Here is a 12,921-nt window from a genome sequence, read left to right as displayed (position 1 = left end):
TTATTCCTTGAACGAAATTAATAAGAAAGGTGAGGCGTATATGCTTACCTCTCTTTGAATGCTGGTTAATGTTTTTATGTCAACTCGTACCGTCTCACGAAAACGTGGAGGAGTCATTTTATCAGGCCATTCCACGCATATAACATCATCTTCTTCAGTATCGCGGAATACTTCCTGATAAACATCTTTATTATCTACCAATCGATAAAAATCATAGTGGCAAATTCTTCGAGGTTCGCTACCATATACATGTAAAAGAGTAAAAGAAGGGCTAGCAACATCTTGAGCTAATGCATCTCCGAGATAGCCCTGTACAATACCACGTACAAACTCCGTTTTTCCTACTCCGTAATCACCAAATAACAATACTACGCTCCCCCTAGGAAGGCATTTACCAAGTATCTTACCTAAACGTAAAGTTTCTTGAGCAGAATTTGTTATTCGTCTGTATCTATCCATTGACTAATGTACACATGAAAGGCGGTATCATCCGCTAGGCTTTCTACGAACTCAGCTATTTTGTCTTCCACTAAAGCATCTTGTAACAAGGATAAAAAGGAATTTTCTAATTGGAATTTATTTTGATTTTGCACTTCCTCTAAAGTCATTGGACGTAAATAGTTTGCAGTAAATTCTTCTATAAGAGCTGGTAAACTATGGAATAATTTTCCTGTAACTACAGAAGAAAAAACAGTTTTAATAATGGGCTCTTTCGGAGGTACAATATATTCTTGGATCATTTTGGGATCATCAGAAACAAGAAAACGCTTTACACGAACACCGCTTTGACGCTCCGTATTCTGAGGGCACGAAGATAGCCAATCATAAATAGCATCTTGAGGATTCGCATATACATTATCTGCAAAAACTTTCCCTGTAAAAGGGCAAATATAGATCCTTTTTGTATGTTCATTAACTTCTGGTTTACCAGAACAAATTTGTATTTCTGTTTCTCGCCAAATTTTTTTATCTGCTTCTAAAATGCGTACAGCATCTTCCGGAGTTTTAAAAATCATTCTATCACGAACAAACACCACGGGACGTAGTCCCAGAGCTTGCTCTAAATAAAAAAGATACGTGCCTAACAATTCTGGTTTTTTTTGCTTACCCAAAAACTGGAGAAGTTTTTTCTTGATGCTTCCGGAAATATCCATGCTCACCCTTTTTCCATCTAATGAAGCAACCGAATCGTTTCTTAAATTTATTGCAGAAAAACAGATGAACAATAAATCAAGAATCTTTTCGCAACTTGCACATTAAATCAATCATACTAACATAAGCCTAGAATTATATTGAACATAAAGCTCTAACCCTGCCTCCCATAAAGAATCCTTTTCCTATTAATTAAAGAGCGAAGAAAGACTCTCGAAATTAAAATATTTAATTACATATTATGCTTTTATCCTCATGAACAAACAATTCTATGTCGATTGTCATTAAGAAATCCTAACACTATAACCACAACCTCTCCTTATCAAAGAAGTCGTCTCGCATTCCCTCAAAACTAAGATCCTTATTCTCGAGAAATTACGCCTTTTTCACTTGCAATTATCAGTTCTTTTTCTTTGAAAAAGTTTCTGAATTGTGTTTTTTTTACCCTATGTCTACAATCTGCCATCATGCAGCTATGGCGGAATCGGTAGACGCGCTAGATTCAGGTTCTAGTGAGCTTATGCTCATGGAAGTTCAAGTCTTCTTAGCTGCAGTAAAATAACTGCCAAAGCAAATTAGGAACATTATGGTTAAAATTGTAACTAACGAAAACTTCAATTCTTTTATTGCCTCAGGACTCGTATTAATAGATTTTTTTGCTGAATGGTGTGGCCCTTGCAAGATGTTGTCCCCTGTGCTCGATGCTGTAGCCTCAGAACTATCTAATGTGTCTATTGGTAAAGTTGATATTGATAATGCTTCTGCTACAGCAGAAAAATATGGTGTTTCTTCTATTCCTACATTAATTTTATTTAAAAATGGTGAAGAAGTCGACCGTGTGGTTGGATTAAAAGATAAAGATACCTTAGTGAAGCTAATTACTAAGCACGCTTAATCCCTTACGAATATAGCTACTATAATTATTTTGTCGTACCACTTCAAATAGGACTACACCCACAGTTGTTGCTAAATTTAAAGATCGAATTCCAGGTCTCATTGGTAAATAATAACAGTGGTTGTAGTATTGTTTTAGCATTTCTTCAGGCAAACCTTTAGATTCGGAACCAAAAATGTATGTCCCATCTATAGGTAAAGAAGCCTCTCCATAGTATTTCGAGCCTTTTGTTGATAAAAAAAACATTTTATCTAGACTGACACCGGCCAAGGCCTCCTCTAAAGAGTCCACTACGGATACGTTTACTTGATCCCAATAATCCATGCCCGCACGTTTAACAAACTTATCAAGCAAAGAAAACCCTAGAGGTCTCACTAAAATCAAGGAGGCCCCTAAAGCTAAACATGTCCTACCTATGTTCCCCGTATTCTGAGGAATATCGGGATTATAAAGAACTACCCTCATGCAGGATTCTTTGTCTCCATGGAATCTGCAGCTGCTACGGATTCCTCTATAGTCTCAATTAATTGAATTTCAAAAATTAGCAAGGAATTCGGAGGTAATTGTCCCGCAGTACCATAAGCTAGGTCAGGATGAATGTACAAAATGCGTGTTTCTCCTTCCTTCATTCCTTGCATACCTAGAGCAAATCCAGGAATAGTTTGCCCAAGAGGCAGAAGAATTGGTTCCTTATTTGTATCTGAACTACTGAAGACTTGCCCATCTATAAAACTACCTTTGTAATGTAATAAAGCTGAGGGTTTCCCAGTTAAAACTTTACCCGCCCCCTCTTTCACAATACGGTACTGCAATTTATTTGCTTGAACTTCAATAACATCAGTATTTTTTTTATTTTCTCTTAAGAACCTTTCAGCAAGAGATAGATTCTCTTTAGCCTTCTTCTCAAAAATCTTTTGCTGTATTTCCGCCATTTTTTCCTCATATTCTGATTCTGTTAAAGGCGCGCTTTTACATGCTAATTCTTCTTGTAAACCTTTAGCTACTTCTGCAATATCCATCATAACATCTTCAGACTTACGTAATTGTCTTGCAAGCAGGTGTCCAAAGGTACGTGATATCTGCTGATATTCGGAAAGCTGTGAATTTTCATTCGTGTTTTTTTCACTCACTTGTAATGGCTGAGTCTCACTTTTTTGACTCCAATCACAAGAGGCAATGAAAAAAGACATTATCATTGTTATTATAACATGCCACCGTGTTTTCATACTTTCTCTCCTATAGTTGGTTGCTTTGAACTCAAATGAGTACTCGCTCCAAAACGGTATAATGATTTAAGAAGTTACCTTAATATTTAGTTCTTTTAATTGGGAAGTCATAATTTCTGCAGGAGCGCTCATCATGAGATCTGCAGCCTTTTGGGTCTTAGGGAAAGCAATAACCTCACGTATACTATCAGCATGAGTCAATACCATCATAATGCGATCCAAACCTAGAGCAATTCCTAAATGCGGAGGCGTACCAAAACTTAACGCATCAACAAAGAAACCAAATTTTTCTTTAATATCTGTAGGAGTTAATTCTAAAATAGAAAATATTTTATTTTGTAAATTAGCGTTGTGAATGCGTTGTGATCCCGAAGCTATTTCATAACCATTTAATACTAGATCATAACTCGAAGAACGCACAGATAAAGGATCCGTATCAAGAAGAGGAATATCTTCCTCTAAAGGAGAAGTGAATGGATGATGCTCTGCACATACCTTACCTTCTTCCTCAGTAAATAAAGGGAAATCTGTTATCCAAACAAAATTATACTGTGATTCATCATATAATTGACGTTCTTTAGCAATCAATCTACGTAAGTGATCTAACGATTGATTTGCAATTGCCTCCGGAGCTGCTACTAACAATAAAATATCATTATCCTTAGCTTCAAAATCAGAAAACATATCTTGAAATACAGATTCTGAAGCAAATTTCGCTACATTAGAAGCAACAGTGTTCCCTTGCTTTTTGATCCAAACAAGCCCCATGGCCCCATAGCGTTTTACAAATTCCGTGTATCCATCCAATTGCTTACGAGAAATATCTGCCCCTCCAGGAACACAAAAACCTTTAATTACCCCCCCATGAGCCAATTGATCTAGAAATATGGAAAAAGTAAATTTCTTAGCATGCTCACAACAATTGCGTAGTTGCAAACCAAAACGAAGATCGGGTTTATCTGTGCCATAGAGATCTTTAGCCTCTTTGTAGGTCATTCTGGGTAATGGCAATTGAATAGAAACCCCCTGCGTTGCAAACATCTCCACGAGCAGCTTCTCAATAATAGGAAATAAGTCGTCGGGAGAAGCAAAACTCATTTCAATATCAATCTGGGAAAATTCCGGCTGACGATCTGCGCGGAGGTCTTCATCTCTAAAGCACGTGGCAATTTGGAAATAACGATCCAGGCCACCTATCATTAAAATTTGTTTAAATAACTGAGGAGATTGAGGCAAAGCATAAAAACTCCCTGGATAGATTCTGGAAGGAACTACATAATCTCGTGCCCCCTCAGGAGTTGATTTACCCAATACTGGAGTAACAACTTCAGTAAATCCTTGCGAATCCATATACTGGCGACATGCTAGCATAACTTTATGTCGACAAATTAATCTATCCAAGATATGCCCTCGACGCATGTCTAAGTAACGATATTCCAAACGTAATTCTTCGTTAACATTAATATGCTCATCTGCAATAGAAAAAGGTGTGTTTTTTGCTTCCGATAATACAGTCAACTGCTCTATCTCTACCTCTATATCCCCTGTCTTCAGACTAGCGTTCTTCATACCTTCCAAGCGCTGACAAACACGCCCTTCTATAGATAACACCCACTCAGAGCGTAAGGAATCTACTAATCGATGCAAAGTAGGATTATCACTCTCGCGACAAACTATCTGTGTAATACCAAAGCGATCACGCAAATCTATGAAAACGACCCCTCCATGGTTACGATACCGGTGTACCCAACCAGATAAGCGTACAGTCTCTCCAACATTACTTAGAGAAAGTTCATTACAATGATGTGTTCTGTATTTCATATAGCAACCTTTGCTCTATCTCCTGCTTCGAACCAGAGAACTCTTGATGTAAAGACATATTTTTCATAATGAATTGCTCGGAAAGCAACTCCCTTTCCCCTATGGGACAAGTAAAAGTTACTTGTTCTACATCTGCTATTTTCAAAGCCATTTTCAATTTTTTATGTGTCCAATCAACTTCTGTGGGAACTCCTAAATTACGTAAATGCTGGGCCCATAAAAAACAAAATGTGTCTGCTTGAGGTTCTAAAGAAATTAATCGGCACTTGTGAGAACGGGGGAGATGGAGATTCCCTTGAGCCAACAAAGTCTGTATCACTCTTTCTAACCCTACGCCAAATCCACAAGCAGGGGTTCTAGGGCCGCCCGAAGCACCTATCAGACCATCATACCGACCGCCTCCTCCTAAAGCATAAGAATGCCCCTCACAAGTAGTTACTGCTTCAAAAACAATATCTGTATAGTAATCTAGCCCACGGACCAGTCGGGGATGAATTGTATAGGGAATATGTAAATCTGTTAATGCTGACAATACTTGATCAAAATATTTCCTATCTTCATCAGAGATATAATCAAGAATCACTGGTGCGGAAACTATGATATCCTGATCTTCAGGTTCTTTGGAATCTAAAATTCTCAATAAATTTGTATGGTACCTTTCTTGACTCAGCGCAGACAATGAAGAGAAATACTTAGAAAAATACTCACGCAAAACCGCGTCGTAACGCTTACGCGCCCCCTCCCCTCCTAAAAAATTTAATTGCAGCAACATATTTTGAAGACCTACAGAAGTATAAAACTGCCAAAGCAAACTTAAAACTTCTGCATCACGTAAAGGATGTTTTACTCCTATAGCTTCGAGGCCAAATTGATGATGCTGTCGATATCTTCCTGATTGCTGTCGTTCATAACGAAACATAGGCAGAATATAGTAGAATTTATTTTCGTGACGCTGATGAGCAAGGTGATCTATGAATGCACGTACAATGGGAGCCGTGCCCTCAGGGCGCAACGTTAATGACCTCCCCTTCTTATCTACAAAAGTGTACATTTCCTTCTTAACAATGTCACTTTGTTCTCCTGCATGCAAAAACAAGGAAGTGCTTTCAAACACAGGGGTACGAATCTCTGAAAATCCATACAATGCACAAACTTCATGCACTACATGTTCTACTTTATGCCATAGGGAAGTATTCCTCCACATATGCTTGGCATCAGCAATGTAAGGAAATATATCAAAAACCCCTTTGGGCAAAGCTGTTTTCACTATACGCCTGTTATTTATCTAATTGGAAAACAGAATACCACAATCTAGATAAAGAGCAAAATTAAACCCTGTTCAAAGAATCTCGTACATCTAAGAGGGGCTCAATAATTTCCTGGGGAGAAAATTCACCTTCTTGTCCATAGATATGCACTACGTATGTTTCATCCCTTGGATCATAAAGAAAAAATTCTCTATTTTCCTCAATCGCTAAAGGAAATAACAACATACTGACAAAGGCAAAAATCATTTTTCTCATTGTATTGCACCATAAGGCGACTCGGAATTCTTCACATAAAACATAGTACCTAGTTTGGAGAACAATCTTTACTTGTATTCTTATTATCTACGTTATCCAACACACTACTTTCTTGTTTTTTCACAGCCCATATGTTAACCTGAGGGATTCTGCCTCTTATATAGATTATATTAAATATTTAAATATGAGATCTCGTAATGAATATTTGGACTAAATTCTTTCAACCTCCCAAGCCTATTAAGGAAATTGATGATCCAGAATTGGTCAAAAAGAAGTACAAATATTGGAGAATGAGAATCTTTTATAGCATGTTTGTGGGGTACATCTTTTACTACTTCACGCGAAAAAGTTTCACATTCGCTATGCCAACTCTTATGGCAGATCTAGGCTTTGATAAAGCACAGTTAGGAATTATTGGGAGTACATTATACATCACTTACGGCATCAGTAAATTTGTCAGTGGTGTCATGTCTGACCAATCTAATCCTCGTTACTTTATGGCTTTAGGTCTCATTATTACGGGATTAACAAACATCTTCTTTGGAATGTCGTCTTCCATTTTTTTACTTGCTCTATGGTGGGGACTGAACGGTTGGTTTCAAGGATGGGGCTGGCCTCCATGTGCTCGCTTATTAACCCACTGGTATTCTAAATCTGAACGAGGTACTTGGTGGAGCGTATGGAGTACTTCTCATAATGTGGGAGGCGCTCTCATTCCTATTCTTACGGGATTTGCTATTGATTGCTGTGGATGGCGTGGCGCTATGCTGATTCCTGGTTTTTTGTGCATTGGCATGGGTTTTATATTAATTAATCGTCTTCGTGACACGCCACAATCTTTAGGGTTACCTACAATTGAAAGGTATAAACAAGAACAAGAATCACAAAAACACAAGGAAACTACTGCTGATATTTTAGAAGAAGAGATGGAAAAAGAGCTCTCAACTAGAGAAATTCTATTCTCTTATGTTCTAACAAATAAGTGGATCTGGTTACTATCTATCGCTTCTTTCTTTATTTATGTTGTGCGCATGGCAGTGAATGATTGGAGTGCCCTATTCTTAATAGAAACTAAGCATTATGTTGCTGTTACAGCAAATTTCTGTGTGTCTCTATTTGAAATCGGGGGCCTCTTCGGCATGTTAATTGCTGGCTGGCTATCAGATAAAATTTCCAAAGGAGAACGCGGCCCAATGAATGTAATATTCTCCTTGGGCTTACTGTTTTCTATCCTACTCATGTGGTATAATCGCGACCAAAATCTTTGGTGGTTAGATGGAATCTTTCTCTTTATTATTGGATTCTTTTTATTTGGGCCACAAATGATGATTGGTTTAGCAGCTGCTGAATTATCTCATAAAAAAGCAGCAGGAACTGCCAGTGGTTTTACTGGATGGTTTGCTTATTTCGGCGCTGCTTTTGCAGGTTATCCTTTAGGAAAAATAGCTCAAGACTGGGGTTGGCAAGGCTTTTTCTTGGCTTTATTAAGCTGTGCTTTAATATCTCTTGTCTTATTTCTCCCTACATGGAATGCTTCTGAAAAGAATTTTAGAGAAAAAACCTAGTAGTAAAGATGAATGAGGCTATCTTATGACTTGGATTCCTCTTCATTGCCATTCGCAATACTCAATCTTAGACGCGACCAGCTCAATTAAAAGCTTTGTAGCTAAAGCAAAGGAATATCGTATTCCTTCCTTAGCATTAACTGATCACGGCAACCTCTACGGTGCTATTGAATTCTATAAAGAATGTGAACAAAATGATATTAAGCCAATTATTGGCTGTGAAGTTTATGTAGCGCCTACATCTCGTTTCGAGAAAAAAAAAGAAAAAAAAAGTCGCGTCGCCAACCATCTGATTCTTTTATGTAAAAATGAAGAGGGCTATCGTAATCTTTGCACTCTATCTTCTTTAGCATTCACAGAAGGTTTTTATTATTTTCCAAGAATAGATCGTGATCTTCTTACTCAGTATGCACGCGGATTAATTTGTCTTTCTGGTTGTTTATCGGGATCTGTTGCCCAAGCAGCTTTAGAATCCGAGGAAGCTCTTGAAAAGGACTTACTTTGGTATCAACAACTATTTCGTGATGATTTTTATACTGAAATTCAGCTCCATAAAATGTCTGAAGAGAAAATTTCATCTCTCAATGAAGAATGGCTCAAACACGAGTATCATCAGTTTATTGATAAGCAAACTCGAGTGAATTGTGCTGTATTAGAAGCAAGTAAACGCTTAGGTATTCATACAGTAGCAACAAATGATATCCACTATATCCACCCCGATGATTGGCTTGCTCATGAAATTCTGCTTAATGTGCAATTTGGTGAGACTATCCGTATTGCAAAACAAAATACTTATATCCCTAATCCTAAAAGAAAAGTGTATTTGAGCCGGGAGTATTATTTTAAATCTCCCGAAGAAATGGCTAAAATATTTAGCGACCATCCGGAAACCATTACCAATACTTTGGAAGTTGCAGATAAATGTAATCTTAAATTGAATTTTTCAAATAAACATTACCCTATTTATGTCCCAGAATCTTTAAAAGAAAAAGGCGCGTATACTGAAGAAGAACGCTATATTGCCTCCTCTGAATTCTTAAAATATCTTTGCGAACAAGGATTATCTACAAAATATACTAAAGAAGCACTAGCACACATCGCAAAAAAGTTCCCTAATCAAGATCCCCTGGAATTGGTGAAAAAACGTCTGGAGACAGAAATGTCTATTATTATTCCCAAAGGGATGTGTGACTATCTTCTGATTGTTTGGGATATCATCCATTGGGCAAAAGATCACGGTATTCCTGTAGGTCCAGGAAGAGGCTCGGGAGCCGGCTCAGTGATGTTATTTTTACTAGGTATTACAGAAATTGAACCCATCCGCTTTGATCTGTTCTTCGAAAGATTTATCAATCCCGAACGTTTATCCTATCCAGACATCGATATCGACATTTGTATGGCAGGTCGAGAACGTGTAATTAACTATGCTATAGAGCGACATGGCAAAGACAATGTAGCGCAAATCATTACTTTTGGAACCATGAAAGCCAAAATGGCCGTAAAGGACGTAGGAAGAACCTTGGACGTTCCCCTAGCGAAAGTCAATCAAATCGCCAAGCATATCCCTGAGTTACATGCGACTTTAACCAAAGCATTAGAAACAGACCCTAATTTATATGAGCTGTATACTCATGATGCCGAAGCTTCTCAAGTTATTGATATGGCCATGCGTTTAGAGGGATCAATTCGTAATACGGGGGTGCATGCTGCTGGAGTAATTATTTGCGGTGATCGCCTTACTGACCATATTCCCATCTGTATTTCTAAAGATTCTACGATGATTACTACACAATTTTCCATGAAACCTGTGGAAAGTGTGGGCATGCTAAAAATCGATTTTCTTGGATTAAAAACATTAACTAGTATCCACATTGCTATTCAGGCAATTTATAGAAAAACAGGGAAGCTATTGCACATGGCTTCCCTGCCTTTGGACGACAAAACAACTTTTGCCCTTTTACACCAAGGGAAAACTATGGGCATATTTCAAATGGAATCCAAAGGTATGCAAGAATTAGCTAAAAATCTTCGCCCAGATTCTTTTGAAGAAATCATTGCGATAGGTGCTTTATATCGTCCTGGTCCCATGGACATGATTCCCTCGTTTATTAATCGTAAGCATGGGAAAGAAATTATCGAATATGACCATCCCTTAATGGAGCCTATTCTGAAAGAAACCTATGGAATCATGGTCTATCAAGAACAAGTAATGCAAATTGCAGGTTCTTTAGCAAGCTATTCCCTAGGTGAAGGTGATGTTTTACGTCGTGCTATGGGGAAAAAAGATATCAATCAAATGCTCAAAGAGCGCACCCGGTTTTGTGAAAGAGCCTGTAAAAATGGTATTGACACAGAATTAGCAACGACAATTTTTGATAAAATGGAAAAATTTGCTTCTTACGGATTTAATAAATCCCATGCGGCTGCTTACGGTTTAATTACTTATACAACGGCCTACCTTAAAGCAAATTATCCTAAAGAATGGTTAGCTGCCCTACTGACTTGTGATTCTGACGACATTGAAAAAATCGGTAAGCTCATCCATGAAGCACGTAGCATGGATATTTGTGTTTTACCTCCAGATATTAACGAATCAGGAACAAATTTCGTCGCTACAGATCAAGGAATTCGTTTTGCTATGGGAGCCATTAAAGGTATTGGTAAAGGACTTGTAGAAAGTATTATCGAAGAACGAGAAAAACATGGTCCTTATTTAAGCATTCGAAATTTTATCCAGCGTTCTGACTTAAAAAAAGTCACAAAGAAACACGCAGAAAATTTAATCGATTCTGGTTGCTTTGATATTTTTGAACCCGATAGAGACCGGGCTCTTGCCACATTAGAATCTATGTATGATGCCATTGCAAAAGAAAAAAAAGAAGCTGCCTCAGGAGTCATGACATTCTTTTCCTTAAGTTCCATGCATCAAGAGGAAACAGAGACCCTCGCTCCCGATACCCTTGTAATACAAAGATCAAAAAAAGAAAAACTCAAGAAAGAAAAAGAATTACTCGGTATTTACCTTACTGAGCATCCTATGGATGCTGTAAAAGATATTTTGCCCAGGTTATCTGTAGTGAGTCTTGGCGAGTTTGATCATCTTCCTCATGGTGCAGTAGTTCGTACTTTATTTATGATTGACAAAGTGACTACACGCCTTTCTTCCAAAGGGCAAAAAAAATTTGCTATATTACGCATTAGTGATGGTATTGATTCTTATGAATTGCCTATATGGCCAGAAATGTATGCAGAACAACAGGAACTATTAGAGGAAGATTGCTTAGTTTATGCTATTTTATCTATTGATAAGCGTAGCGACTCCTTACGACTTTCCTGCCGATGGATGAAAGATCTCTCTCTCATCAACGAACAAATTCTACAAGAATGCGATGAGATGTTTGACAAAATCAAAGAGCAAATGCAAAAGATGTCGTTCTATGTCAACTCAGGGAAAAATAAAAATCAGGAGAAAACAACGATGTCAAAAACTGAGAATTTACGATCACCCACTTCCGTGGTAAAGCTGTCTCTTGACCTTGGTGAACTCCGTCACAGTCATATATGTACTTTAAAACATATCTTAAGTAAGTACCCTGGGTCACGAGCATTATCATTGATTTTCACTAAAGACAATCAGAAAGTGGCTTCCATCTCTCCAGATACAGACTATTTTATTTCTGAAGACACTGCCAATCTACAGAAAGATCTAGAACATGCTCAGCTTCCTATACGTTTGATTTCCATTTAAAGATTGTGGAAAGGCTTTCCTGTAATCGCATTAATATACTCTATACGTTCACTATGATCTTCAGCTTTGATTAATACTTTATAGACGGGAACATAAACAGTATCTTTATTTAAAATTAAAAAGTTATCTCCAAAAATCATTTTCACAAAATTACATATCCGATCTTCAGAAAACTGTGGAGAAATTAAAGAAGCTCCCCGAGGTTTTTTCAACCATACAGGAGAAGAAGGCATTTCGGTTGTACAGCCTTGAATAGGTTGTAATTGTTGAAAATGACTACCTATTTGGCTTCCTGTTGAAAAAATTAACTTTTTTTTCTGACAGGATTTAATTACTTTATCCGCGCGCATATTCTTCATAGATAAGGCATGAGATAAAGATTCTTTAGATGCTGCTCCCCCTAAATGTGCTAGCTCCTGCATCACACTCACATCTTGTCTTCCTGCTCTAAGTAGCAAACATTCTCTTAATCCTTTAGAACACAACCACGTGCCTGTATTGAGGACCATTTCCCCACTAGATAAATTCCATAGAATTTCTCCTTCCTTACTTACCATAGATTTTTTCACGGGGTCTTCTTGAGAGAATCGCACACACATTAAGGTATGAGGCACAAATGTCAGTTCTACAGCTACCTTACCATCAACATGCTCTGGAAAATAACTTAATATCTGGTCAGCAGAAAATTTTCTTTCAAATACACGAAGTTTTTCAAATCCAGAAATCTTACGAATCATTTGACAACTTTTTTCAAAAACTTCGGTACTGCAGCTTGCAGTTACTTGCATGGCTTTACGAGCGCACGGAACATTATCCCATAGAAATACACCGCAAGAAAACGATAGAATAAAAGTACCTAGATAACAAACTAACTTTTTCATAAAAGAACCTTTTTATTTATTTTAATAAATAAAAAAATGTTTTATCAAACAAAAAGTTGGTTTTTTAAATAAATACTAACAACGTATTTGACAAATTCTCTTTTTCTTTC

10 protein-coding genes and 1 tRNA gene are annotated in these 12,921 nt (G+C 37.5%); 4 read left to right on the top strand and 7 right to left on the bottom strand.

Annotation, left to right across the window (positions count from 1 at the left end; all coding sequences use genetic code 11):
• Both tsaE and M787_RS02340 read right to left on the bottom strand, forming a co-directional pair.
• Entirely contained in the window at positions 1-459 is a 459-nt protein-coding gene (gene tsaE / locus M787_RS02345) for a tRNA (adenosine(37)-N6)-threonylcarbamoyltransferase complex ATPase subunit type 1 TsaE (RefSeq protein ID WP_021828856.1), read from the bottom strand.
• Positions 438-1,154, bottom strand: a complete 717-nt coding sequence (locus M787_RS02340) for a DUF2709 domain-containing protein (protein WP_021828855.1) — start codon at positions 1,152-1,154, stop codon at positions 438-440. The genes tsaE and M787_RS02340 overlap by 22 nt, the downstream gene beginning before the upstream one ends.
• Positions 1,155-1,621: 467 nt before the next feature.
• On the opposite strand from M787_RS02340, the gene M787_RS02335 reads away from it, so the two are divergent.
• Both M787_RS02335 and trxA read left to right on the top strand, forming a co-directional pair.
• Positions 1,622-1,705, top strand: a tRNA-Leu gene (locus M787_RS02335).
• Positions 1,706-1,738: 33 nt separating this feature from the next.
• A complete protein-coding gene (gene trxA / locus M787_RS02330) occupies positions 1,739-2,047 on the top strand; it encodes a thioredoxin (RefSeq protein WP_021828854.1) in 309 nt (102 codons plus the stop codon).
• Here the strand turns inward: trxA and M787_RS02325 are convergent.
• The 4 genes from M787_RS02325 to hisS all read right to left on the bottom strand — a co-directional run bounded on the left by M787_RS02325 (position 2,027) and on the right by hisS (position 6,361).
• On the bottom strand, positions 2,027-2,512 hold the full coding sequence (locus tag M787_RS02325; protein ID WP_021828853.1) for a tRNA (cytidine(34)-2'-O)-methyltransferase: 486 nt from the start codon (positions 2,510-2,512) through the stop codon (positions 2,027-2,029). The genes trxA and M787_RS02325 overlap by 21 nt on opposite strands.
• Complete coding sequence (locus tag M787_RS02320; RefSeq protein WP_021828852.1) at positions 2,509-3,273, bottom strand: FKBP-type peptidyl-prolyl cis-trans isomerase; 765 nt, start codon at positions 3,271-3,273, stop codon at positions 2,509-2,511. The genes M787_RS02325 and M787_RS02320 overlap by 4 nt, the downstream gene beginning before the upstream one ends.
• Before the next feature lie 66 nt (positions 3,274-3,339).
• Positions 3,340-5,094 (bottom strand): aspartate--tRNA ligase, encoded by a 1,755-nt coding sequence (aspS, locus tag M787_RS02315; RefSeq protein ID WP_021828851.1) that lies wholly within the window; start codon positions 5,092-5,094, stop codon positions 3,340-3,342.
• Entirely contained in the window at positions 5,069-6,361 is a 1,293-nt protein-coding gene (gene hisS, locus M787_RS02310; RefSeq protein ID WP_021828850.1) for a histidine--tRNA ligase, read from the bottom strand. The genes aspS and hisS overlap by 26 nt, the downstream gene beginning before the upstream one ends.
• Before the next feature lie 453 nt (positions 6,362-6,814).
• Between hisS and pgtP the strand changes: the two genes are divergently transcribed.
• Both pgtP and dnaE read left to right on the top strand, forming a co-directional pair.
• Positions 6,815-8,182: an MFS transporter gene (pgtP, locus tag M787_RS02300; protein WP_021828848.1), complete on the top strand. Its 1,368-nt coding sequence runs from the start codon at positions 6,815-6,817 to the stop codon at positions 8,180-8,182.
• A gap of 25 nt (positions 8,183-8,207) precedes the next feature.
• Positions 8,208-11,930, top strand: a complete 3,723-nt coding sequence (gene dnaE, locus M787_RS02295) for a DNA polymerase III subunit alpha (protein WP_021828847.1) — start codon at positions 8,208-8,210, stop codon at positions 11,928-11,930.
• Here the strand turns inward: dnaE and M787_RS02290 are convergent.
• On the bottom strand, positions 11,927-12,811 hold the full coding sequence (locus tag M787_RS02290) for a hypothetical protein (RefSeq protein WP_021828846.1): 885 nt from the start codon (positions 12,809-12,811) through the stop codon (positions 11,927-11,929). The genes dnaE and M787_RS02290 overlap by 4 nt on opposite strands.
• Positions 12,812-12,921 lie beyond the last annotated feature (110 nt).

This window comes from Chlamydia gallinacea 08-1274/3, assembly GCF_000471025.2.
Lineage (GTDB): Bacteria > Chlamydiota > Chlamydiia > Chlamydiales > Chlamydiaceae > Chlamydia > Chlamydia gallinacea.
This window is presented reverse-complemented; position numbering and strand designations above follow the sequence as displayed.

Coding starts and splice junctions, on each gene's coding strand:
- tsaE (WP_021828856.1), bottom strand. CDS start 459: ATGGATAGATACAGACGAATAACAAATTCTGCTCAAGAAACTTTACGT.
- M787_RS02340 (WP_021828855.1), bottom strand. CDS start 1,154: ATGGATATTTCCGGAAGCATCAAGAAAAAACTTCTCCAGTTTTTGGGT.
- trxA (WP_021828854.1), top strand. CDS start 1,739: ATGGTTAAAATTGTAACTAACGAAAACTTCAATTCTTTTATTGCCTCA.
- M787_RS02325 (WP_021828853.1), bottom strand. CDS start 2,512: ATGAGGGTAGTTCTTTATAATCCCGATATTCCTCAGAATACGGGGAAC.
- M787_RS02320 (WP_021828852.1), bottom strand. CDS start 3,273: ATGAAAACACGGTGGCATGTTATAATAACAATGATAATGTCTTTTTTC.
- aspS (WP_021828851.1), bottom strand. CDS start 5,094: ATGAAATACAGAACACATCATTGTAATGAACTTTCTCTAAGTAATGTT.
- pgtP (WP_021828848.1), top strand. CDS start 6,815: ATGAATATTTGGACTAAATTCTTTCAACCTCCCAAGCCTATTAAGGAA.
- dnaE (WP_021828847.1), top strand. CDS start 8,208: ATGACTTGGATTCCTCTTCATTGCCATTCGCAATACTCAATCTTAGAC.
- M787_RS02290 (WP_021828846.1), bottom strand. CDS start 12,811: ATGAAAAAGTTAGTTTGTTATCTAGGTACTTTTATTCTATCGTTTTCT.